Annotated in this window: 19 protein-coding genes; 12 read left to right on the top strand and 7 right to left on the bottom strand. The window is 72.4% G+C overall.

What is annotated here, in order from left to right; translation table 11 throughout:
* Positions 1 to 91 precede the first annotated feature (91 nt).
* Together IT780_RS03145 and IT780_RS03140 are read left to right on the top strand one after the other, a co-directional pair.
* Positions 92 to 2,263 (top strand): two-component system sensor histidine kinase NtrB, encoded by a 2,172-nt coding sequence (locus IT780_RS03145; RefSeq protein ID WP_199509818.1) that lies wholly within the window; start codon positions 92 to 94, stop codon positions 2,261 to 2,263.
* Entirely contained in the window at positions 2,260 to 3,456 is a 1,197-nt protein-coding gene (locus IT780_RS03140) for an HDOD domain-containing protein (RefSeq protein ID WP_199509817.1), read from the top strand. Before IT780_RS03145 ends, IT780_RS03140 begins: the two co-directional genes overlap by 4 nt.
* 15 nt (positions 3,457 to 3,471) lie before the next feature.
* Here IT780_RS03140 and IT780_RS03135 read toward each other — a convergent pair whose 3' ends face one another.
* Positions 3,472 to 4,665 carry an HD domain-containing phosphohydrolase gene (locus IT780_RS03135; protein WP_199509816.1) on the bottom strand — a complete coding sequence of 398 codons (1,194 nt, stop codon included), beginning with the start codon at positions 4,663 to 4,665 and terminating at the stop codon, positions 3,472 to 3,474.
* A 446-nt stretch (positions 4,666 to 5,111) separates the two neighbouring features.
* On the opposite strand from IT780_RS03135, the gene IT780_RS03130 reads away from it, so the two are divergent.
* The 3 genes from IT780_RS03130 to IT780_RS03120 all read left to right on the top strand — a co-directional run bounded on the left by IT780_RS03130 (position 5,112) and on the right by IT780_RS03120 (position 8,158).
* Positions 5,112 to 6,107, top strand: coding sequence for a pectate lyase family protein (locus IT780_RS03130; RefSeq protein ID WP_199509815.1), 996 nt, complete (start codon positions 5,112 to 5,114; stop codon positions 6,105 to 6,107).
* A 100-nt stretch (positions 6,108 to 6,207) separates the two neighbouring features.
* Complete coding sequence (locus tag IT780_RS03125) at positions 6,208 to 7,371, top strand: arabinan endo-1,5-alpha-L-arabinosidase (RefSeq protein WP_233412060.1); 1,164 nt, start codon at positions 6,208 to 6,210, stop codon at positions 7,369 to 7,371.
* Positions 7,361 to 8,158 (top strand): DUF6807 domain-containing protein, encoded by a 798-nt coding sequence (locus tag IT780_RS03120; protein WP_233412059.1) that lies wholly within the window; start codon positions 7,361 to 7,363, stop codon positions 8,156 to 8,158. Before IT780_RS03125 ends, IT780_RS03120 begins: the two co-directional genes overlap by 11 nt.
* Here the strand turns inward: IT780_RS03120 and IT780_RS03115 are convergent.
* From IT780_RS03115 to IT780_RS03095, 5 genes are all read right to left on the bottom strand, one after another.
* Positions 8,115 to 9,239 carry a Gfo/Idh/MocA family protein gene (locus IT780_RS03115; RefSeq protein WP_199509813.1) on the bottom strand — a complete coding sequence of 375 codons (1,125 nt, stop codon included), beginning with the start codon at positions 9,237 to 9,239 and terminating at the stop codon, positions 8,115 to 8,117. The two genes, IT780_RS03120 and IT780_RS03115, sit on opposite strands and share 44 nt — an antisense overlap.
* Positions 9,240 to 9,322: 83 nt before the next feature.
* On the bottom strand, positions 9,323 to 10,711 hold the full coding sequence (locus tag IT780_RS03110) for a mannitol dehydrogenase family protein (RefSeq protein WP_199509812.1): 1,389 nt from the start codon (positions 10,709 to 10,711) through the stop codon (positions 9,323 to 9,325).
* The gene (locus tag IT780_RS03105; RefSeq protein ID WP_199509811.1) at positions 10,708 to 11,994 is read right to left on the bottom strand and encodes an enolase C-terminal domain-like protein; all 1,287 of its coding nucleotides are present in this window, start codon (positions 11,992 to 11,994) and stop codon (positions 10,708 to 10,710) included. The genes IT780_RS03110 and IT780_RS03105 overlap by 4 nt, the downstream gene beginning before the upstream one ends.
* Complete coding sequence (gene uxaC / locus IT780_RS03100; protein ID WP_307831007.1) at positions 11,991 to 13,412, bottom strand: glucuronate isomerase; 1,422 nt, start codon at positions 13,410 to 13,412, stop codon at positions 11,991 to 11,993. The genes IT780_RS03105 and uxaC overlap by 4 nt, the downstream gene beginning before the upstream one ends.
* On the bottom strand, positions 13,409 to 14,722 hold the full coding sequence (locus tag IT780_RS03095) for a Gfo/Idh/MocA family protein (protein WP_199509810.1): 1,314 nt from the start codon (positions 14,720 to 14,722) through the stop codon (positions 13,409 to 13,411). Before IT780_RS03095 ends, uxaC begins: the two co-directional genes overlap by 4 nt.
* A gap of 175 nt (positions 14,723 to 14,897) precedes the next feature.
* Here IT780_RS03095 and IT780_RS03090 point away from each other — a divergent pair, with 175 nt between their 5' ends.
* Genes IT780_RS03090 through IT780_RS03065 form a run of 6 tightly spaced genes read left to right on the top strand, consistent with a single transcriptional unit; the run spans position 14,898 to position 20,371 of the window.
* Positions 14,898 to 15,938, top strand: a complete 1,041-nt coding sequence (locus IT780_RS03090; protein WP_199509809.1) for a LacI family DNA-binding transcriptional regulator — start codon at positions 14,898 to 14,900, stop codon at positions 15,936 to 15,938.
* Positions 15,939 to 15,952: 14 nt separating this feature from the next.
* The gene (locus IT780_RS03085) at positions 15,953 to 17,296 is read left to right on the top strand and encodes an ABC transporter substrate-binding protein (protein ID WP_199509808.1); all 1,344 of its coding nucleotides are present in this window, start codon (positions 15,953 to 15,955) and stop codon (positions 17,294 to 17,296) included.
* A 12-nt stretch (positions 17,297 to 17,308) separates the two neighbouring features.
* On the top strand, positions 17,309 to 18,280 hold the full coding sequence (locus IT780_RS03080; RefSeq protein WP_372443593.1) for a carbohydrate ABC transporter permease: 972 nt from the start codon (positions 17,309 to 17,311) through the stop codon (positions 18,278 to 18,280).
* Positions 18,280 to 19,110: a carbohydrate ABC transporter permease gene (locus tag IT780_RS03075; RefSeq protein ID WP_199509806.1), complete on the top strand. Its 831-nt coding sequence runs from the start codon at positions 18,280 to 18,282 to the stop codon at positions 19,108 to 19,110. The genes IT780_RS03080 and IT780_RS03075 overlap by 1 nt, the downstream gene beginning before the upstream one ends.
* 5 nt (positions 19,111 to 19,115) lie before the next feature.
* Positions 19,116 to 19,736 (top strand): hypothetical protein, encoded by a 621-nt coding sequence (locus IT780_RS03070; protein ID WP_233412058.1) that lies wholly within the window; start codon positions 19,116 to 19,118, stop codon positions 19,734 to 19,736.
* Positions 19,676 to 20,371 carry a DUF429 domain-containing protein gene (locus IT780_RS03065; RefSeq protein WP_233412057.1) on the top strand — a complete coding sequence of 232 codons (696 nt, stop codon included), beginning with the start codon at positions 19,676 to 19,678 and terminating at the stop codon, positions 20,369 to 20,371. Before IT780_RS03070 ends, IT780_RS03065 begins: the two co-directional genes overlap by 61 nt.
* Before the next feature lie 135 nt (positions 20,372 to 20,506).
* Here IT780_RS03065 and IT780_RS03060 read toward each other — a convergent pair whose 3' ends face one another.
* Positions 20,507 to 20,827: a helix-turn-helix transcriptional regulator gene (locus IT780_RS03060; RefSeq protein ID WP_307831006.1), complete on the bottom strand. Its 321-nt coding sequence runs from the start codon at positions 20,825 to 20,827 to the stop codon at positions 20,507 to 20,509.
* A 293-nt stretch (positions 20,828 to 21,120) separates the two neighbouring features.
* Between IT780_RS03060 and IT780_RS03055 the strand changes: the two genes are divergently transcribed.
* A complete protein-coding gene (locus tag IT780_RS03055; protein WP_199509803.1) occupies positions 21,121 to 22,089 on the top strand; it encodes a TerC family protein in 969 nt (322 codons plus the stop codon).
* Positions 22,090 to 22,126: the final 37 nt, after the last annotated feature.

The following is a 22,126-nucleotide window of genomic DNA, read 5'->3' as shown; positions in this document are numbered from 1 at the left end:
GGCCGGAGCATTTGCGGGAAATCTGCACCGTGGGCGCCAAACGCCGATAGGGAGGAGGTAGCGCAGGCGCCAACCGGCGGGGAGTCATGAGATGGACGGTTTTCCGGCACCGGTACGACGGTGGTTCCGCGGCACGGACACCATGCTCGGCCAGGTCCGTACGCTCTTCCTGCTGTTCGTGCTGATCTGGCCGTGCTTCGGCCTGTGGGGGGTGCGGGTCGCGCCGGCACCCCTGGAGACCGCCGCCGTGGCCGCGACGCTGCTCCTCACGGGCTGGCTCCTGCTGGGGTACCGGTGGCAGCGGTTCCCGGCCTGGAGCTGGCTGCCCGAGGGCGCCTGTGTCGTGCTCATCGCGGGCGCCTCCGGGTACGGCACGACCGTCGGCGTGTGCTTCATGTGGGTCAACTTCCGGGCCCTCTACGGCGGCCTGCGGGAGAAGGCGGTCGCCGTCGTCACGCTGACCGCCATCATGGCCCTGGGCCTCGGCGTCTTCGACGCCTCGGGCGATTCCGTCGTGTCGCTGCTCATCACCGCCTTCATCGCGCTCGTGGTGAACCACGTCCTTGCCCGGGCCGCCGCCGCGCGGGACCGCGCCGCCGCCCGGGAACGCGCCGCCGCGTCGGCCGGCGCGGGCCTGGTCGCCTCGACCACCCGCCAGGAGGCCATGGACGTCACCCTGGGCGCCGCGCTGAGCATGGACGCGCAGGTGAGCGCCGCGCTGGTGGTCACCATCGCCGGTCCGGCCCTGCACGTCGTCGCGGCGGCGGGCGAGGTGGGTACGGAGGCCGCCGGCTGGGTCGCCGAACGCGAGGCGCTGCCCGAGCCGGCCCGGGCGGCGCTGGTGCCGGGCGGCTTCGTGCAGCTCACCGACGGCGACGCGGAGGAGGCCAGCGCGGTGTTCCGGCTGCGGGAGTACCCGGTCATCGTGCTCGCCCCGCTGGCTGTCCACGGCGCCTGCTTCGGCCTGCTGGTGCTCGCCCTGAACCGGCGTTCCCAGGACGACCTCTCGTCGTCGGTCACCACGCTCGCGGACGAGGCGGCCCTGACCCTGGACCAGCTGCTCAACCGCTCCCGGCTCAGCGCCGTGGTGGACCACTCCCCGGACGCTCTGGTGCTGGCCAGCGAGGCGGGGATCATCCGCTTCGCCAATCCGGGTACGGAGAAGCTCCTCGGCGTGCCCGCGTCCTCGCTGTCCGGCCGGGTGCTCTGGTCGCTGCTGCACCCGGAGGACCTGGACGGGATCGTCGCCGCGGCGGCCGGCTCCAGCCCGCCGGTGGCCCGGCCGTGCCGGATGCGTACCGACGACCGGGCGCAGTGGACGAGCGTCGAGGCGGTCCTCGACTACGTCAACGAGCACGACGGTTCCCGCAGCATCGTGTTCAACGCGCGGGACGTCTCCGAACGCCAGCGGCTGGAGCTGGAGCTGCGGCACGCGCAGAAGCTCGAGTCGGTGGGACGGCTGGCGGCGGGCATCGCGCACGAGATCAACACGCCGATCCAGTTCGTCGGCGACAACGCCCGGTTCCTGGAGACCGCGTTCGCCGACCTCAACCGGCTGCACGAGGCGTACCGGGAGCTGGCCTCCCCGGCGGCCGACGAAGCCGGCCACGCCGCGCTGGCGGCGACGGTCGAGCGGATCGCCGACGAGATCGACATCGACTTCCTCCTCGAGGAGGTGCCGATGGCGCTGCAGCAGAGCCTGGAGGGGATCAACCGGGTCGCCGGGATCGTGCGGGCCATGAAGGCCTTCGGCCACCCGGGCAGCGAGGAGAAGACCCAGGCCGACCTCGGCGAGGCGATCGCCAACACGCTGATCGTGGCCAACAACGAGATCAAGTACGTGGCCGACGTGGTGACCGACTTCGCGGAGCTGCCGCTGGTGCACTGCCACCTCGGCGACATCAACCAGGTGGTGCTGAACCTCGTGGTCAACGCCGCGCACGCCATCAGTGCCGCCGACCGGGGCCGGGGCACGATCACCGTGCGCACCCGCCTCGAGGACTCCCAGGTGGTGATCGAGGTGGCGGACACGGGCACGGGCGTACCGCCGGAGATCGCCGACAAGCTCTTCGACCCGTTCTTCACCACCAAGGAGGTCGGCACCGGCACCGGTCAGGGCCTGGCGCTGGTCCGCACCCTCGTGGTCGACCGGCACGGCGGCGAGGTGGACTTCACCAGCGAGCCGGGCGTCGGCACGGTGTTCACCGTACGGCTCCCCGCCGACCTGGCGCAGGGCAGCGACATGGCGGAGGTGGGCGCATGACCCGGCGGCCGCACATCGTGTTCGTCGACGACGAGCCGCGCATCCTCAGCGGGCTGCGGCGCATGCTGCGGACCCACCGCGACCAGTGGGACATGTCGTTCGTGGAGGGCGGCCAGGCGGCGCTGGAGACGTTGCACAGCCGGCATTGCGACGTGATCGTCACCGACTACCGCATGCCCGGCATGGACGGCGCGCAGCTGCTGGAACGCGTCCGTACGGAATTCCCGGCGATGGCCCGGGTGATCCTCTCCGGGCAGGCCAACGAGGACAACCTGATGCGGATCATGGTGCTGGCCCACGAGTTCCTGCACAAGCCCAGCACCCCCGACCAGATCGTCCGGGCCGTGCAGCGGCTCATCCCGGACAACCCGTCGGCGGCCGACGACGCGGTGCAGGGCGACATCGCCGTGATCGAGTCGCTCCCGAGCGCGCCGCAGGCGCTGGTGCAGCTGACCACCGCCCTCGCGGCGGAGGACGCCACGGCGCAGTCGGTCGGGCACGTGCTCGAGGGCGACCCGGCGGTGGCCGCCAAGGTGCTGCACCTGGTCAACTCCTCGGCGTACGCGATGGGGCACAAGGTCAACGGCGTGGTGCAGGCCACCGCGCTGCTGGGCGTGCCGACCGTACGGGGCCTGGTGCTCATGCACGACCTGGTGCAGACCTTCGATCCGGCCGGCGCGCTCCCCGTGGCCTGGATCGAGGCGCTGACGGCCCACGCGGTGCAGACGTCGCGGCTCGCGGGCCGGCTCGCGGCGGGCCGGGAGTGGGAGGGCCACGCCTTCACCGCCGGGCTGCTGCACGAGGTGGGCCAACTGGTGCTGGCGTCGTCGCGGCCCGCCGAGTTCGCCGGGCTGCTCGAGCGGTGGCGGGAGGACCCCGGGGCGCCGCTCTGCCAGATCGAGTCCGCCACGTTCGGCATCGACCACCGTCAGATCGGGGCACGCCTGCTACGCCTGTGGTCCCTGCCGGAACCGGTGATCGAGGCGGCGGCCGCCCACCAGGAGCCGGTGGCATCGGGCGACGTCACCGACGCAGCGGCCGCGGTCGCGCTCGCCCATCACCTCGTCGAGGCGGAGCTGGGCTTCGTCTGCGGGTCGCCCGAGACGGCACCGGTCGCCGACGACCAGCTCAGCGGGTCCGCCCGCGAGGCGGTCACCCGGTGGCGGCGCGGACTGGCGGCCCCTCCGACCTGACCGCGGCGGTCCCGGTCATGACACGCTGGGCTCGTTCGCGAGGGCCGCGGCGGTCTCTGTCACGACGACCGGCTCGGCGACGCCGTCCTCCAGCGCCGCGAAGTTGTGCAGCCGGGTGAGCAGGCCGACCGTCACCTCCTGCCCGGCGCTGACCAGTCGCACGTGCGACCTGCTGGTCACCGGCGCGGCCAGCACCATGCCGGGCCGCAGATCCTGCAGGGAGACCGCGCGTACGGTCTCCCCGCCGGTCGCGGCCGCGGCCGTCCGGAGCACGGCGGAGAGCGTGGGATCGTAGGTCCCGCTCCGTGAATCGACCGTGGCCGCGGCGACGGCCGGGGTCACACCCTCGATGAGCAGCCGGTCGTAGTCCTCGACGATGCGGATCAGCCGCGCCCCCAGCGGGATCGCCGCTCCCGCGACGCCGTCCTCGGGCTGCCCGGAGCCGTCGAAGTTCTTCCGTGAGTACCGGATCGCCTCGGCGACCGGTGCCAGGCGCGGGATGGCCGAGACGAGCTGCCCGGCGACCGTGGGCAGCGCGTCCACCATGGCCTGCTCGGCCGGGGTCAGCTCGCAGCCGACGGCCAGCTTCTCGGCCACCGCGGGCGGCAGCGACACGATCCCGATCTGGGACATCATGACCGCCAGCTCGACGGCCCACCGGTCCGGGATCTCCTCCTCCAGCGCGTCCAGGATCCGGGCCGCCAGCCGGGACATCCGGTTGGCCCGCCCGAACGCGTCCGGGCTGGCCAGGGCCAGCACGTCGGTCAGCGCCTTGACGCTGCCGTTGAGGGTCTGCTCCAGCAGCTCCCGTTCGGCGACCAGGAGCCGGTGCTGGGCCACGCAGTCGCGCAGGGCGGCGCTCATGGTCTCGGTGTCGACCGGCTTGAGCAGCATCCGGAACACCTGCCCCCGGTTGACCGTCGCCGCCGCGTCCTCCAGGTCGGTGTGCCCGGTCAGCAGCATCCGGGTGGTGTCCGGGGCGACCTTGCGGGCGGCGGCCAGGAACTCGGCCCCGTTGATGCCCGGCATCAGGAAGTCGGAGACGATCACCTCGAACGGCTCGGGCTGGCGCAGCGCGAAGAGCCCTTTCGCCGCGCCGACGGCGGTCTCCACGTCGAACTCGCGGCGCAGCTGCCGGCGCATGCCGTCGAGCAGGTTGGCTTCGTCGTCCACGAGCAGCACCCGTGGACGGTTTCCGGAAACCGTCATCGTCGTCCCCTCATCCCGCGGCCAGACCGAATTATCCCTTTCTGGGCCGGGCCGGCGGGCGATACGCCCGATCCTGCAAACAACCTGCAAGCGGTTTTGTCTTCACATCGACATCCGTCTGTGTTGTTCTGGTACCAGGAAAGCGCTTGCTTCAGGGCAAAGCGGGCGCGGGAGCCAGACATCCACCGCACGCGAGAACACCGCCGGCCGGCCGCCGCGGGGTTCCCGTGCCGATCCGGCGTACTCCCGTTTCCGATCCGCCGCCAGGCGTCACCGGTACGGCGCGAGCCGGCCGCAGCGACGCCGCCTCGCGGCGACCCGGGCAGGCCACCGCGGTGCACCGCGTACTGCCCACCGGCGGGCCGTCACCCGCCGCACACCTCATGACCCCGTCGCCGCGATCCATCGCGCGGCGGCACCCGACCCCTGGAAAGGGAGAGAAGACCATGCGCACAAAACTGCTCGGCGCCTCCGCCGGCGCGGCCACGCTCGTTCTGGTGGGCGCCGGACTCGCCGGAGCCGGCTCCGCCTTCGCCGCCGACCGGCCCGCGGCTGCACCGGCCGCGGCGCCTCGGGCGGCGGCCGTCACCGACCTCGTCGGGTGGGCGACCCAGAACGGCGGGACGACCGGCGGCGGCAGCGCCTCGGCCACCACGGTGAGCAGCGCCTCCGCGCTGACCTCGGCGGTCGGTTCGAGCTCGGCGGCGGTCATCCGGGTCTCCGGCACGATCAGCTGCTCCGGCATGCTGCGGGTCCGCTCCAACAAGACCATCATCGGCAACGCGGGCGCGACGATCGTGGGCTGCGGCCTGAACGTCAACGGCGACCGCAACGTCATCATCCGCAACCTGACGTTCCGCGACTGGAACGACGACGCGGTCAACGTGCAGTCCTCGGCCACGAACATCTGGATCGACCACAACACGTTCAGCCACGGCTACGACGGAGCGGTCGACATCAAGCGCGGGTCGGACTTCGTCACCGTGTCGTGGAACCGGGTGTTCAACCACGACAAGTCCATGTTGCTGGGCCACAGCGACGACAACGCCAGCCAGGACACCGGGCACCTGCGCGTGACGTACCACCACAACTGGTTCGACGCGTCGACGCAGCGCCACCCGCGGGTGCGCTTCGGCAACCCGGTGCACGTCTACAACAACTACTACTACAAGAACAGCGGGTACGGGGTGGCCTCGACCGAGGGCGCCGGCGTGCTCGTGGAGAACAACTCGTTCGAGAGCGTGCCGGACCCGTACCACCTCGGTGAGGGCGACTCGGGCCCGGGCTCGCTGGTCGCGCGGGGCAACCTGCTCGTCGGCTCCGGCGGCGGGCAGACCGGCGGCAGCGTGAAGAGCATCCCGTACGCGTACACCGCCGACCCGGCGAGCAACGTGAAGTCCATCGTCACGGCGAACGCCGGCGCGGGGCGCATCTCGCTCTGAACCTCGCACCCGGGATCCCCGTCGCCCCGCAGCGGCGGGGATCCCATTCAATTGATGAACATCTATTGCGGAGGCAATTGTGAACGGTCACAGTTCGGGAATGACACCTCGGAGAGCTCTTAGCGTCCTCGCCGCCGCCGTCACCATCACGCTGACCGCCGCCGCACTGCCCGCGGTGCAGTCCCGCGCCGCCGCGTCCGCAGTCCGGGCCGGCGCCGCCGCACCGCCCGCGGGCCGGGCGGGTGTAGCCGCACCGCCCGCGGGCCGGGCGGGTGTAGCCGCGCCGCCCGCGGGCCGGGCGGGCGTGGCCGCGCCGCCCGCGGTCCGGGCCGGCGCCGCCGCGCCGCCCCTCGTGGCCGCCACGCCGACCGTGCCGCCGGCCGCCTACCCGAACCCCGGCCGGGTCACCGGGGACACCGGCATCCACGACCCGTCGATGGTGAAGACCCCGGCCGGGACGTACCTCGCCGCGTACACCGGCGACAACATCCAGCTCAAGACGTCGCAGGACCGCACCGCCTTCCGTAACGCCGGCGCGGTGTTCCCGAACGGCGCGCCCTGGACCACCGCGTACACCGGCGGCAGCCGCAACCTCTGGGCCCCGGACATCTCGTACCGCAACGGCCGCTACCACCTCTACTACTCGGCCTCCACGTTCGGCTCGAACCGCTCGGCGATCTTCCTGGCCACCAGCACCACGGGCGCGTCCGGGTCGTGGAGCAACGACGGCCTGGTCATCGAGTCGTCGAGCGGCAACGACTACAACGCCATCGACCCCAACCTGTACGTCGATCCGCAGGGCCGCTGGTGGCTGACGTTCGGCTCGTTCTGGTCGGGCATCAAGATGGTCGCGCTGAACCCGGCGACCGGGAAGCGCTCGGACAGCACGATCCGCTCGGTGGCCGGGCGTGGCGGCGGGGCGATCGAGGCGCCGTACCTGACCCGGCACGGCTCGTACTACTACCTGTGGGTGTCGTTCGACCTGTGCTGCCGGGGCGCGTCCAGCACGTACCGGGTCATGGTGGGCCGGTCGAGCAGCGTGACCGGCCCGTTCGTGGATCGCAACGGCACGGCGATGACCTCGGGCGGCGGGACGCAGGTGCTGGCCGGGCACGGCTCGATCCACGGGCCCGGGCACCAGGCGGTCCTGACCGACAGCGACGCCGATGTGCTGGTGTACCACTACTACGCCGACAGTGGCGCGTCCTACCTCGGCATCAACCTCATCGGCTACGACTCCGCGGGATGGCCCTTTGTCTACTGAGGATGAACGGCTGCTCGCCGGCGGTGCCGAGGTGGCAACCTACGTGCCGCACCCGGACCTCGACATCCGGCTCGGTCCGCGGCCGTACCTGCACCCCGTCCGCACGCTGGGCGGGGTGCGGGTCTCGGACGCGCTCTGCTTCGACCATCCGTGGCACCTCGGCGTGTCCGTGGCGATGCAGGACGTCGACGGCGTGAACTTCTGGGGCGGGCGCACGTACCGGCGTGGCGAGGGCTATGTCTGGCTCGACGACCACGGCCGGGTCGCGCCCGCCGGCCGGCTGCCCGCCGGCGACGGCATCGGGCACCGGCTGCGCTGGCAGGACCGGACCGGCCGGGTTCTGCTCACCGAGCGGAGACGCATCGCGGCCCGGCTCGCGCCCGGGGGATGGGAGCTGACCTTCTCGTACGCCCTGAGCGCCCCCGCCGGCCGTGACGTGACCCTGGGCAGCCCGGCCACCAACGGGCGCACCGGCGGCGCGGGGTACGGAGGCTTCTTCTGGCGCGCCCCGGACGGCGATGCGGTGGCGTACACGTCTTCGGCCGAAGGGGAGACCGCGGTCAACGGCAGCGCGGAACCGTGGCTGGCGGTCACCGGCGGGGACGCCTACACGCTGGTCTTCCGGGGTCTACGCGACGACGACCGCTGGTTCGTGCGCACGGGCGACTACGTCGGGGTGTGCGCCGCGCTGGCCTTCGAGCGGCCACTGGTGATCGCCGCCGGCACCACCCTGGAACGCGATCTCACCGTGCTGGTGGCCGACGGTACGGCGGTGCCGCCCAGATGACCCCCAGCTCGGAGGGGAGCGCCATCTCCTCCGCGCAGCGCCGCAGAACGGCGTTGATGCCGGGGATGACCCGGACGCCGGCGTGGTCCTCGACGTGCCGCGGATCGAGCAGCACGGGCGGCGGCGCGTCCGGCGCGGTCAGCCACTCCACGACGGCGGTGAACGGCTCGGTACGCGACAGCGGCGCCAGCAACGGCACCGACGGGTCGGCCCGGTGCGCGATGAGGTTCTCCAGCAGCCCGGTCCGCCCGGCGACCTCGCGCAGGTGCGGTTCGCCCGGCAGCGCGAGGCGGTTCGTGGGGTACTCGAGGACCGCGCGGCCCGCCGTACCGTCGACGATGATCTCGCCGGCGATGAAGTCCTCGCCCGCCAGCGTCGCCGCGGCCAGGATCCGCAGGCCGCTCTCCAGCGTGAGGCGGGCGACCGCGGTGTCGTCGGCTTCGATCAGCCGCGTGCGGTAGCGCTCGGCCTCGCACCCGACCGGCGGGCCCGCCCCCGCGGACGCCGCCGTGGCGAGGGCCTGCATGACCGCGTGGGCGAGCGGGTTGACCAGCACGCCGTCGATCACGGGCCGGCCGTCGACGCTGCGCCGCCCGGCCCACGGCGCCCGCGCGTAGTAGGCGTCGTCGCGCTGCCAGGAGGCGACCGCGGCGATGCCCGTCACGCTCTCCCGCGCGACCGCGTCCCAGAACCTGGCGGCCGCGTGCGAGCCGAGGGCCTGGAACCCCACCTGGCACGCCCGCCCGGTCTCCTCGAGCACCGCGGCCAGCTCCCGATGCTCGGCGAGCGTCTGCACCGGCGGCTTCTCCAGCAGCACGTCGCAACCCGCGCGCAGGGCGTCGGCGGCGATCGGCAGGTGGGTGTGCGGCGGCGTGCAGATCACCACCACGTCGGGCTCGATCTTCGCGAGCAGCTCACGGTGGTCGGTGAACACTTCCGTGCCGTCGGGTACGGGCGGGTCGGGCTCGATCGGGCGCGGGTCGGCCAGCGCCACGAGGCGTACGCCGTCGAGCGTGGCGAGCTGCCGCCGGTGGTGCCGCCCGTGCCCGTTGGCGCCGATCAGCGCGACGGTCGTCGTCATGCTGTGTCGTCCTGGCATGCCCTCCTGGCCCTCACGGTCGCGGCCGTGTGCGGCGAGCGGCAGGCGCGGTTCGGTGCAGTCGCTCATGCCGTACCGGCCAGGGTGGCCTCGACGCCGTGCTTGCTCAACGCCGTCAGCCAGTCGACCAGCAGCGCCCGCACCACGTCGTCCTCCGCCAGGTCCGCGGGGAAGATCGCGCGGAGCCCGAGCAACGCGTCCACCACGCCCTCCGGGGTTCCCGGCGCGGCGGCGAGCCGGTCGCGGATCTCGGCGGCCATCGGGTCGTCGAGCGGCAGCTCCCGGCCGTCGTCGGCGCGCCCCTGCACGAAGCGCATCCACGCGGCGACCACGAGGACGGCCCAGCGCGGGATCGACCCGGCCGCCCGGCGGTCCTGGATCGTGTGCAGCACCCGCTGCGGCAGCTTCTGCGACCCGTCCATCGCCACCTGGACCGTCCGGTGACCCAGCGCGGGATCGGCGAAGCGGGTCAGGACGGACTCGCCGTACCCGGCCACGGTGATGCCGTCGGGCGGCCGCAGGCTGGGCGCGATGTCCTCGGTGATGAGCCGGGTCAGCAGCGCCCGCAGCCCGGGCAGGGTCAGCGCCTGCGCGATCGTCTCGCACCCCGCGAGCGCGCCGAGGTACGCGATCGCGGAGTGCACCCCGTTGAGCGAGCGCAGCTTCAACCGCTCCCACGGCTGGGCGTCGACGGTCAGCACCGCCCCGGCGCGTTCCCACGCCGGGCGTCCGCCGGGGAAGTCGTCCTCGATCACCCACTGCCGGTACGGCTCCCCGCTCACCGCCGCGCGGTCCTCCACGCCGAGCGCGCCCGCGGCCCGGGCGAGGCTGCCGGCGGTGGCGGCCGGCACGATCCGGTCGACCATCGTGCCGGGGAACGTGACCTGGTCCGACAACCACTCCCGGGCGTCGTCCCCGGCCGCGCGGTGCACGAGGCCGCGCAGGTGCCGGCCGTTCGCGGGCACGTTGTCGCAACTCAGGACGGCCACCGGACCGGAGTCGGCGTGCCGCCGGGCGAGCAGCCCGCGCACCAGCAGGCCCAGCGCCGCGGAGCCGGGGGCGTACCCCTTCTCCGTGATCGTCAGCGTCACCACCCGGACCGCCGGGTCGGCGATCAGCCGGACCACCGCCTCCGGGTCCGAGGCCGCGTGCACGAGAGCGGAGAAGGCGCCCACCACGTGGGTGGCGCTCCCCCGCGCGGACACGCTGGTGACGCTGAACAGGCGGTCCTGCTCGCGGAGTGCGTCGAGCACCGTCACCGAGCGCGGGGCGACCCCGGCGATGCCCCAGTCGCCGCCCGCGGCCGCGACCGCCTCCTCGGTGTAGACGGCCTGGTGGGCGCGGTGGAACGCGCCGAGGCCCAGGTGGACGATGCCGGTCGGCACGGCGCCCGGCGCGATGAGGGGCCGGCATTCCTGCGGGAGGTGCGCGAGTGCCGGTACGCCCAGCCTCATCGCCACACCGGCCCGTCGGGGAACCGGAACTCGGCGACGGACTCCGGTCTCATGGTGGCGCTGTAGCCGGGCCGGTCGGGCAGCACGTACCGGCCGCCGCGGGTGCGTACCGGGTCGGTGAAGTGCTCGTGCAGGTGGTCGACGTACTCGACCATGCGGCCCTCGAGGCTGGTGCCGACGCGCAGGTAGTCGAAGGCGAACAGGTGCTGCACCAGCTCGCACAGGCCGACCCCGCCGGCGTGCGGGCACACCGGGACGCCGAACTTCGCCGCGAGCAGCAGCTCGGCGAGCACCTCGGGGACGCCGCCCACCCGGCACGCGTCGATCTGCACCACCCGGACCGCGTCCGCCTGCAGGAGCTGCTTGAAGATCACGCGGTTGGCCGCCACCTCGCCGGTGGCGACGCGGATCGGGTGGACGGCCCGCTGGATCCGCGCGTGGCCCAGCACGTCGTCGGGGTGCGTCGGCTCCTCGATCCAGTACGGGTCCGCCGCGGCGAGCGTGGCCATCCGGGCGATCGCCTCGTCGACGTCCCACACCTGGTTGGCGTCCATCATGAGCAGCGCGTCCGGCCCGATCTCGGCACGGATGATCCGGGCCCGCCGCTCGTCGTCCGCCGGGTCCCCGCCGACCTTCATCTTCATCGCGCGCCAGCCGTCGGCGTACGCGGCCCGCGCCAGCTCGCGCACCTTGTCGTCGGGGTAGCCGAGCCACCCGACGCTGGTGGTGTACGACGGCAGCCCGTCGCGCTCCAGCTCGGCGCGGCGATCGTCGAGCCCGGTCAGCCCCTTGTCCAGGATGGCCGCCGCGTCCTGCGGGGTGAGCGCGTCGGTGATGTGGTGGAAGTCCACGCAAGCGATCAGCTTCTCGGTGGGCAGCTCGGCGAGGAACCGCCACAGCGGCTTCCCGGCGGTCTTCGCGTGCAGGTCCCACACGGCGTTGACGATCGCACCGGTCGCCATGTGGATGACGCCCTTCTCCGGGCCCAGCCAGCGCAGCTGCACGTCGGCGCTGAGCGAGCGCGCGAAGCCCACCGGGTCGGCCCACAGGTCGTCCAGCAGCCGGCCCTCGACGTGGTGCGCGAGGGCGCGTACGGCGGCACAGGTCAGCTCGTTGCCGCGGCCGTTCGTGAAGGTGAAGCCCGCGCCGGTGTGCGGCCCGTCGGTGCGCAGCTCGACGTACGTGGCCGAGTAGTCGCCCCGGTTGATCGCGTCCGAGCCGTCGCCGGCCGCCGCGGTCGGGAACCGCACGTCGTGCACGTCCACGCCGGTGATCCGGGTCATCGGGCCCCCTCGAGTCGGAAGATGCGTTTCGGCAGGTGGTACGCCAGGTCCGCGATGGTCTCGGCGGCCTCGTCGACCGGCAGCCGGTCCTGCACCACGAGCGAGGCCAGGTACGCGGCGTCGGCCCGCCGGGCGATGTCGTGGCGGACCGGGATGGAGCAGAACGCGCGCGTGTCGTCGACGAAGCCCGCGGTGTTGTAGAAGCCGGCCGTCTCGGTCACCGCCTCGCGGAAGCGGCGCAGCCCGTCGGGGGAGTCGAGGAACCACCAGGGCGCGCCCAGGTACAGGGCCGCGTACCCGCCCGCGAGCGGGGCCAGCTCCCGGCTGAACGCGTCCTCGTCGAGCGTGTAGAGGACGATCCGCAGGCGCGGGTCGTTGCCGTACCGGTCCAGCAGCGGGCGCAGCGCGTGCACGTAGTCGGTGGCCTGCGGGATGTCGCCGCCGACGTCGCGCCCGTGCGCGTCGTGCAGCCACGTGTTGTGATTGCGCACCGCGCCGGGGTGCAGCTGCAGCACCAGGCCGTCGTCCAGCGACATCCGGGCGAACTCCATCAGCATGTGGCCGCGGAACGTCTCGGCGTCGGCCGCCGACGCCTCACCGCGCAACGCGCGGGTGAACAGCGCGGCGGCCTCGGCCGGGCTCAGGTCTTCGGTACGGGCGGTCAGGTGCCCGTGGTCGGACGAGGTGGCCCCGGCGGCGATGAAGGCCTCCCGGCGTGAGCGCAGCGCGGCCAGGTAGCCGTCGTACGTCTCCGTGTCCTCGCCGGTGAGCTCGCCGAGGCGCGCCACGGACCGCGCCCAGCCGGGGAACTCCATGTCTGCCACGTCGTCGGGGCGGAACGTGGTGATGACCCGGCCGCCCGGGCCGCCCCAGCCGTCCGCGGCCAGCTTGGCGTGCCGGGACAGGTCGTCCAGGGGCGACTCGGTGGTCGCGAGGACCTCGATGCCGAAGCGCTCGAACAGCGCCCGGGGGCGGAACGCCGGCTCGGCCAGCCTTGCGGTGATGGCGTCGTACACCTCGTCGGCCGTCTCCGCGCGCAGCGGGGTGCCGACGCCGAACACGGTCTCGAAGGTGCGCTCCAGCCACAGGCGGGACGGCGTACCCCGGAACAGGTGCCAGTGGGCGGCCAGCAGCCGCCAGATCGCCCGCCCGTCGGTCTCGACCGGCTCGCCGGTGCGCGACGGCACGCCCAGCCGGGCCGGCGGGATGCCCTGGCTGAACAGCATGCGGGTGACGTAGTGGTCGGGTACGACCAGCAGCCGGGCGGGGTCGGGGAACGGCTGGTCCTCGGCGAGCAGCCCGGGATCGACGTGCCCGTGCGGGCAGATCAGCGGCAGGTCGCGGACCAGGGCGTGCAGCTCCCGGGCGAGGTCGCGCTGCCGGGGGTCGGTGGCGAAGACGGGGTCGGGCACGGTCACCTCGGGTTCAGGTCGAGCAGATCGGCGACCCGCACGGGTGCGCCGGTCTGCAGGCAGCGGTTCGCGGCGAGGCCGGTGAGCAGCGCGAGCGCGCCGTCGCGGGCCGTGGCGGAGCGGTTCATCGGGTCGGTCTGCGTGCCGAGCAGGACGGCGGTCATCCGGGCGTCGGCGCCACCGTGCCCGCCGCGGGGGCGCTCGGGCAGCGGTACCTCGCGCGGGGGCTCCCAGAACGGGTGCAGTGTGAGGCGGGGGTGGCCGCGTTCCGGGTTCCCGGTGACCCCGTGCACGGCGGCGCCCTTGAGTTCCCCGGCGGCGGCCGGGCTGACGTGGTCGCTCTCCACGACCTCCAGCTCGAGGCGGCCCCGGCTGCCGTTGACCATCAGCCGGTAGCCCTCCCACGGCGCGTACGCGGTGAGGTGGTACGTCATCGTGGCGCCGGTGTCGTAGCGCACCAGCACCGCCAGGTCGTCCTCGATGCTGACGCCGGGCGCGAACACGTTGCGGTCGCGCACGTAGCCGTCGTCCGCCTCGGCGTCCAGGTACAGGGCGTGCAGGCGGGGGTTGCCGGCGAGGTGCAGGGCGAACGGGTCGTCCTCGGCGGCGGGGGAGTCGTGCACCCGGTCGTACTCGCGGGCGTACCCGTGGCGGCGGCCGTTCTCGCCGTAGAAGAACAGGCGGCCGTGGGCGTACACCTCGGCGGGCGCGGCCGCGAGCCACCAGTTGACCAGGTCGAAGTGGTGGCCGGCCTTGTGCACCAGCAGCCCGCCGGAGTGCGCCTTGTCGCGGTGCCAGCGACGGAAGTAGTCGGCGCCGTGGCGTACGTCGAGCAGCCACTCGAAGTGCACGGATCCGATCTCGCCGACCGCGCCCTCGGCCAGCAGGCGGCGTACCTGCTCGTGCACGGGGTTGAAGCGGTAGTTGAAGGCGACGGACACCCGTTTCCCGGTGCGTGCCTGCGCGTCGAGGATGCGCCGGCACCCCTCGGCGTCGACGGTCATCGGCTTCTCGGTGATCACGTCGCAGCCCGCCTCGAGCGCGGTCACGATGTGCCCGGCGTGGGTGTCGTCCACGCTGGTCACGATCAGCTCGTCGACCCGCTCACGGGCCAGCAGCGCGGCCAGGCCGGCGGCCGGGTACTCCGGGACGGGGGAGTGGCCGGCCGCGCGCAGCCACTCGTTGTGCACCCACATCCGGTGCCGGTTGGTGTCGGCGAACGCGACCAGCTCGGCCGTGCCGGGATGGTCGTGGATCGCCCGGACGAACATCTCGGCGCGGGCCCCCGTGCCGACCAGGGCGAAGCGTCGGGTCATGCGGACCTCCGCACTACAAACGTTTGCACCATAGTTAGACATGTCGATGTCCGGGCGTCAACAAAACCGAGCGATGCATTGGGTTTGAGGCATTGACAGTGCTGCAACCGCTTGCATTAATAGTCGCACGCAGTGACCGTCGTCACTGTCTTGGCGAGGCGGAGAGGAGGCGGACGTGCCGGCCACGATCCGCGACGTCGCCCGGGCCTCCGGGGTGCACATCTCCACGGTGTCCCGGACCTTCTCCGCCCCGCACCTGGTCAACGTGGAGACCCGGACCCGCGTGCTGGCCTGCGCGGAACAGCTCGGCTACCGGCCCAACCGGGCGGCCCGGGCGCTGATCACCGGCCGGACGTTCAACATCGGCCTGATCGTCGCCGACATCGCCAACCCGTTCTTCCCGCCGCTGATCAAGGCCGCCGAGAGCCAGGCCCGCCGCCACGACCACCACGTGTTCGTCGCCGACACCAACGAGGACGCGGCCGCCGAGGAGGAGCTCGTCCGGGCGCTGGCCAAACAGGTCGACGGCATCCTGCTGTGCAGCCCCCGCATGAGCAACAGCCTCATCGAACAGCTCAGCCGCGAGGTGCCGCTGGTCGTCGTCAACCGCCAGATCGCCGGCCTGCCCGCCGTCGTGATGGACGTCGCCCGGGGCGCCCGCCTCGCCATCGAGCACCTCACCGGCCTCGGGCACCGCACGCTCGCCCTCGCGGCCGGCCCCCGCGGTTCGTGGACCAGCAAGGAGATCCGCCGCTCGGCCACCGCCGCCGCCCGCGCCGCCGGGGCGGAGCTGACCGTGCTCGGCCCCAACCCGCCCACCGAGGACGGCGGGCTCGCCGTCGCCGACCACGTCCGGCCCGGTGTCACCGCGGTGCTGGCGTACAACGATCTGATGGCCCTCGGGCTCATCGAGGGACTGCAGCAGCGCGGCCTGCGGGTCCCCGGGGATGTCAGCGTCGTCGGGATCGACGACATCATGCTGAGCCGCCTCACCCGCCCCAAGCTGACCACGGTGGCGACCCCCACCGCCGCCGCCGGTCGGGCGGCCGTCGACATGCTGCTCGCGCACGGCGACGACCGCCGCACCACCGCTCTGGTGAACCTGCAGACCGAACTGGTCATCCGTGACTCGACGGGCCCGGGCCCGGGCCCGCACTGCCCTGCGGACCCGGGCGACGTGGTCGCCGCCCCGGCACCCGGAGTCGCCTCCCACTGACGAGGAGAAGTGCCATGTCTCGCACCACGACCCCGCGGGGGGACGCGCGGCCCACGCGCGCTCACCGTACCCCGCCGACCGGGCACACCTCGCGGCGGCGCCTGCTCGCCGCGGCGCTGACCCTGCCCCTGCTGATCGGCGCCGCGGCCTGCGGCGACGACTCCTCCGGCAGCGGCAAGACCGAGCTGTCGGTGTTCTGGTGGGGCGCCGAGGCCCGCGCCGCCCTCACCGAACAGGCCCTCGACCTCTACACCCGCAGGCACCCCGAGGTGACGTTCAAGAAGACGTGGCAGGCCAACCAGGGCTACTTCGACAAGCTCGCCACGCTGACCGCGGGCGGCAACGCCCCCGACCTGTTCCAGCTCGACGACAACTACATCGCCGAGTACGCCACCCGCAACGTCACGCTGGACCTCACGCCGTACAAGAACGACGGGCGTCTCGACCTGTCCAAGTTCCCGGAGAGCCTGTGGCAGTACGGCGTCGTCGACGGCAAGCTGGCCGGTGTCGCGTCCGGCGAGAACACCCAGGGGCTGGTCTACGACAAGACGCTGCTCGACCGGTTCAAGCTGCCCGCACCCACGACCGGCATGAGCTGGGAGGCGTTCATCGCCTGGGCCGAGAACGTCTCGAAGACCGCGAAGGTGCCCGGCACGCAGGACCCCAGCGCCGACTACAAGGCGTTCTGGGTGTGGCTGCGCCAGCAGGGCAAGGACCTCTACAAGGGCAAGGACCTGGGCTTCACCGAGCAGGACGCCACGGCGTGGTTCGACCTGTGGAAGGGCGCCCGCGACCGGGGCGCCACGCCGACCGCCGACGTGATCCACGAGGGCAACGTCACCGACGTCAGCAAGCAGCTCGTGGTCACCGGCAAGGCCGCCACCAGCTGGGTGTGGGCCAACCAGATGCCCGAGCTCAAGAAGAACACCAAGAACGAGCTCGGCGTGGTCGCGTACCCGGGCGATCCGAGCGCCCAGTGGGCCCGCGCCTCCATGTACTTCTCGGTGTTCCGCGGCAGCCCGCACAAGGACGTCGCCGTCGACGTCATGAACTTCCTCGCCAACGACCCGGAGGCCGGCAAGATCCTCGGCACCGACCGCGGGCTGCCGTCCAACCTGGACGTGCGCAAGCAGGTGGCCGACTCCGTCGACGACCCCGCGATGAAGCAGTCCATCGCCGTCGAGGCCGAGCTCGCGAAGACGTTCGGCCCGCCGCCGGCCGTGCCGCTGCCCGGGCACAGCAAGATCAAGACCGAGCTGACCAAGTCGGCCGAGGAGGTCCAGTACGGGCGCCAGACCCCGGCCGCGGCCGGCGCCGCATTCCACGCCGCCGCCAAGGCCGCGATCGGTCAGGGCTGAGCCTTGACCGCGGTGCACACCCCCGCGCGCACCGAACCGCCCGCACCCCGGGGTCCCGCCGCCGGCCGGCGGGGCTCCGTGCGGGCCCGGCGGCGCGAGAACCTGCCCGGGTACCTGTTCCTCGGCCCGTGGCTGCTCGGGCTCATGGCGATCACCGCGATCCCCATGCTGCTCTCGCTCTACCTCAGCTTCACCGACTACGACGTGCTCACGCCGCTGTCCGACGCGCAGTGGGTGGGCTGGGACAACTACGAGCGGATGTTCACCTCGGACCCGGCGTACTGGCACGCGGTCCGCGTCACCGTGACGTTCGCGCTGATCGCCGTACCGGTGAAACTCGCCGCCGCGCTCGGCGTGGCCCTGCTGCTCAACCGGGCGTTCCGCGGGGTGGGCCTGTTCCGCGGCCTGTTCTACCTGCCGTCGCTGCTCGGCGGCAGCGTCGCCCTGGCCATCGTCTGGGTCAGCATGTTCAACCGCGACGGCGCGTTCAACTCGCTGCTCGCCCTCGTCGGCGTCAACGGCGCGCCCTGGGTCAACGATCCGACATGGGCCCTCGAGACCCTCATGCTGCTGGCGGTCTGGCAGTTCGGCGCGCCGATGGTCATCTTCCTGGCCGGGCTCAAACAGGTGCCCGCCGAGCTGTACGAGGCCGCCGCGGTCGACGGGGCCGGCGCGTGGCGGCAGTTCGCGCACATCACGCTGCCGATGCTGTCCCCGGTGATCTTCTTCAACCTGGTGCTGGAGACGATCCACGGTTTCCAGGGCTTCACGTCGGCGTTCGTGCTCAGCAACGGCACCGGCGGCCCGGTCGACTCCACCCTGATGTACACGCTGAACCTGTACATCAACGGATTCGTCCGGCTGGAGATGGGCTACGCCTCGGCGATGGCCTGGGTGTTCCTGCTGGCGATCGGCCTCATCACGGCGGTGCTGTTCCGCACCGGCCGCTTCTGGGTCCACTACTCCGACAGCGAGGGACAGTGATGCGCCGCCCGCTGCGCTACGCCGCGCTGATCCTCATCGTCGCCGTCGTGCTCTACCCGCTGGTGTGGATGGTCGGCACGTCGTTCAAGTCGCCCGAGGAGATCGTCAACAACATCGGGCTCGTGCCGGAGCACCTGACGCCCGGCAACTTCGCCGAGGGCTGGCACAAGTTCGACGTCGGCTTCGGCCGGTTCTTCGTCAACAGCGCCATGGTGTCGCTGCTGACCGTGGCCGGCAATGTGGTGTCGTGCCTGCTGGCCGCGTACGCCCTGGGCCGCCTGCGGTTCCGGCTGCGCGGCATGTGGTTCGCGGTGATGATCGGGACCCTGCTGCTGCCCGGGCACGTACTGATCATCCCGCAGTACATCCTGTTCCGGAACCTCGGCTGGGTCGGCGGGGACTGGCCGTACCTGCCGCTGCTCGTCCCGCACTTCCTGGCCACCGAGGCGTTCTTCGTCTTCCTCATGGTCCAGTTCATGCGGGGGATCCCGCGCGAGCTCGACGAGGCCGCCATCATCGACGGCGCCTCGCCGTACCGGGTGTTCCGGCACGTCATCCTGCCGCTGAGCCGCCCGGCGCTGGTCACCACGGCGATCTTCTCGTTCATCTGGACCTGGAACGACTTCTTCCGCCAGCTGGTGTACCTGTCCGACCTCAAGGACTACACCGTCCCCGTGGCGCTCACCCTGTTCATCGACTCCACCAGCGAGAGCGCGGTCGGGCCCATGTTCGCCATGTCGCTGCTGTCGCTCGTACCCGTGTTCCTGTTCTTCGTGGCTTTCCAGCGCCTGCTCGTCGAGGGCATCAACACCAGCGGGCTGAAGGGGTGACCGGCGTGCGGCACGGCTGGCGCGACACCGTCCGCGCGGCGGCGGACATGGCCCTGCTGGGCTTCCTCGTCACGGGGGCGGCGCTTCCGGTGGTGACAGCGGGCGCCGCGGTCGCCACCGGCAGCGCCGCGATCCGCCACCACCTCGACCACGACACCTGGCCGGCGCCCCGGGCATGCTTGCGGACCTTCCGCCGGGCACTGCTGCCGGGCCTGGCAGCGTCGGCCGCCGCGGTCCTGCTCGTCGCCCTGGTGATCGTGGACGTCCTGGCGTTGCTCTCGGGCGCGGTGCCGGGCGCGCCGGTCCTGATCGTCCCGCTGCTGGCGGTCGCGGCGGCGGGCCTGGGGTTCGCCGGCCTGCTCGCCGTCGCCGCATCCGGGCCCGCCCCGCTCGCGACGGCCCGGACCATGGCCCGGCCCGCCCCGCTCGCCGCGGCGACCGCGGTGGTGATGCTCACCCTGCTGCTGGCCGCGCTGGTGCACCCGGTCCTCATCCCGCCGCTCATCGGGTACGGCCTGTTCGCCCTGCACGTCCTCGCCCGGCGGACCGGCGCTACCGTGCCGGGATGCGAACAGCCGGCGTCGACCTCGCCGCGGAGCCGGACGGCACCGCGGTCGCGATCCTGACCTGGGCGGCGGACGGCGCCGAGGTCACCGGCCTGGTGTGCCCGGCCGGCGACGACGCCGTGCTGGCGGCGGTGCGGGGCGCGGCGAAGACCGGGATCGACTGCCCGCTCGGCTGGCCGGAGGCGTTCGTGTCGTTCGTCGGCGCGCACCGGGCGGGACCCGTCCCCGTCCCGGCCGGGCCGGCGGACCGGGCCTGGCGGCGCGGCCTCGCCTGGCGGCACACCGACGAGGTGGTGCGCGCCGCGACCGGCCTCGTGCCGCTGAGCGTGTCGGCCGACCGGATCGGCCACACGGCGATGCGCTGCGCCGCCCTGCAGGCGGCGCTGGCCGCGGACGGCGTCGACGTGGACCGTACCGGCGCGGGGGCGATCGCCGAGGTCTACCCGGCGGCGTCCCTCAAGCTGTGGGGGCTGCCGTGGCGCGGCTACAAGACCGCCCGGAACCGGCAGGCCCTCCGCGCGGTCGTCGACGGCCTCCTCGCCGCGGCACCGTGGCTGCGGCTGGGGGAGCACGAGGCGGTGTGCCGCCGCAGCGACCACGCGCTCGACGCGGTGGTGGCGGCCCTGGCGGCCCGCGCGGTCGCCCTCGGGCGCGCCACGACGGCGGACCGCGGCGTGGCCCGGACGGAGGGCTGATCGCGCTGCCGTCCGGGCCGCTCGAGTTGCTGCTCGGCTGAGGAGCCGGCCGTCCGACGGCCCGCCGATATCTCGCTGGGCAGGGCACCGGCCGATGGGCGGGGACGAGACGGTCGGATGACGGGGCGCTGCGGATCAGGGATTCGACAAACCGGTGAACAGCTGGAGCAGGTCACCGATACTACGGTCCGCTTCGGCCGGGTGCCGGAACCGACCGGCCGGGTTGAGGGTGTACTGGTTGCGGCGCCCGACGCGTTCACGGGTGAGGTAATCGGCCGCTTCGAGGTCGGCGACAATGGCCTGCGCGGCGCGTTCGGTGATGCCTACTGCCTCTGCGACATCCCGCAGCCGCGCCGTCGGCTCCCGGGCGATGGCCAGCAGGACGTGGGCGTGGTTCGTCAGAAACGTCCACTCCTTCACCCCGCGCGTCGTGCGGGCCTGCGCTGTCAGAGGCACCTGATCACCATCCGTACGGGTCGGGGCAGCGGTGTGCGCCCTCAATGTACGCAACCGGACACACGAAAGCAGCATCGCCCTTTTACGTCGAAGCCCTTGACGTGCGAAGCATATTTCATGAATACTAGTACGTAGTTCGAGGGGGAGTACCCAGACGCTCGACGCGCCGTCGTCAGTACGGGCCCGGCTATCCAGGCCCCGGCGGCGCAGCCACCGGTTGCGGTGGCCCGGGGAGACCTTCGTCCAGCAGCGCCGGCCCACCCCTGGGTTCGGCTGGACGAAAGGTCTCCCCGTTGTCTGTCTCCTGGTGGATCTGGGCCGTAGTGATGCTGGCGGTCGCCGCGATGCTCGCGGTGGACCTGTTCCTGCACCGCGACAACCACGTCATCGGCTTCCGCGAAGCCGCCATCTGGTCCGGTATCTGGATCGCCGCCGGCCTGCTGTTCGGTGTCGTCCTCTGGGCCTGGCAGGGCGGTGATGTCGCCGGCACCTATTACGCCGGCTACCTCATCGAGAAAGCCCTGTCGATCGACAACGTGTTCGTTTTCGCGCTGATCTTCACCTACTTCGCCGTACCGCCCGCGTTCCAGCACAAGGTGCTGTTCTGGGGTGTCATCGGCGCCCTGATCTTCCGGCTCGTGTTCATCTTCGTCGGCGCGGAACTGCTCGAGACGTTCTTCTGGACCGCCTACCTGTTCGGCGCGTTCCTGATCTACACCGGCTACAAAATGGCGTTCCGCCACGGCGCCCAGACTCCCCCGGACCGCAATCCCGTCGTCCGCCTCGTCCGCAAGATCATCCCCACCGACGCGGACTACCACGGCGACAAGTTCTTCACGAAGGCCAACGGCAAACGCGTCGCGACGCTGCTGTTCGTCGTCCTGATCGCGGTCGAGGCCACCGACCTGATCTTCGCCATCGACAGTGTGGCGGCGATCCTGGCCATCACCACCAGCACCTTCATCGTCTGGACCGCCAATGCGTTCGCCATCCTCGGCTTGCGCAGCCTGTACTTCTGCCTCGCCGGACTGCTGCGCCGCTTCGTGCACCTGCACTACGGGCTCGCCGTCCTGCTGGCCTTCGCCGGCGTCAAACTCATCCTGTCCGAAACCCCGATCGGCAAACTCCCCATCCCGGTCACCCTCGGCGTCATCGTCGTGACGATCGCGACCTCGATCGTGTGGAGCCTGCGCGCCACCCGCGCCACCACCCCGCTCGGCGACCCGGCCGCCCCGTCCGGCGCACCGTCGTCCCGCAGCTGACCCAGCCATACCGAGCTCGCATCCGATGGGAGTCCAC

The sequence above is a fragment of the Nucisporomicrobium flavum genome, assembly GCF_016464385.1.
Lineage (GTDB): Bacteria > Actinomycetota > Actinomycetes > Mycobacteriales > Micromonosporaceae > Actinoplanes > Actinoplanes flavus_A.
Note: the sequence above shows the minus strand (reverse complement) of the source record. Positions and strands in the feature narration are given on the sequence as shown.

What these genes read in the sequence shown, in the direction of transcription:
- IT780_RS03145 (WP_199509818.1), top strand. Translation starts at nt 92, where the DNA reads ATGGACGGTTTTCCGGCACCGGTACGACGGTGGTTCCGCGGCACGGAC.
- IT780_RS03140 (WP_199509817.1), top strand. Translation starts at nt 2,260, where the DNA reads ATGACCCGGCGGCCGCACATCGTGTTCGTCGACGACGAGCCGCGCATC.
- IT780_RS03135 (WP_199509816.1), bottom strand. Translation starts at nt 4,665, where the DNA reads ATGACGGTTTCCGGAAACCGTCCACGGGTGCTGCTCGTGGACGACGAA.
- IT780_RS03130 (WP_199509815.1), top strand. Translation starts at nt 5,112, where the DNA reads ATGCGCACAAAACTGCTCGGCGCCTCCGCCGGCGCGGCCACGCTCGTT.
- IT780_RS03125 (WP_233412060.1), top strand. Translation starts at nt 6,208, where the DNA reads ATGACACCTCGGAGAGCTCTTAGCGTCCTCGCCGCCGCCGTCACCATC.
- IT780_RS03115 (WP_199509813.1), bottom strand. Translation starts at nt 9,239, where the DNA reads ATGACGACGACCGTCGCGCTGATCGGCGCCAACGGGCACGGGCGGCAC.
- IT780_RS03110 (WP_199509812.1), bottom strand. Translation starts at nt 10,711, where the DNA reads ATGAGGCTGGGCGTACCGGCACTCGCGCACCTCCCGCAGGAATGCCGG.
- IT780_RS03105 (WP_199509811.1), bottom strand. Translation starts at nt 11,994, where the DNA reads ATGACCCGGATCACCGGCGTGGACGTGCACGACGTGCGGTTCCCGACC.
- IT780_RS03095 (WP_199509810.1), bottom strand. Translation starts at nt 14,722, where the DNA reads ATGACCCGACGCTTCGCCCTGGTCGGCACGGGGGCCCGCGCCGAGATG.
- IT780_RS03085 (WP_199509808.1), top strand. Translation starts at nt 15,953, where the DNA reads ATGTCTCGCACCACGACCCCGCGGGGGGACGCGCGGCCCACGCGCGCT.
- IT780_RS03075 (WP_199509806.1), top strand. Translation starts at nt 18,280, where the DNA reads ATGCGCCGCCCGCTGCGCTACGCCGCGCTGATCCTCATCGTCGCCGTC.
- IT780_RS03065 (WP_233412057.1), top strand. Translation starts at nt 19,676, where the DNA reads ATGCGAACAGCCGGCGTCGACCTCGCCGCGGAGCCGGACGGCACCGCG.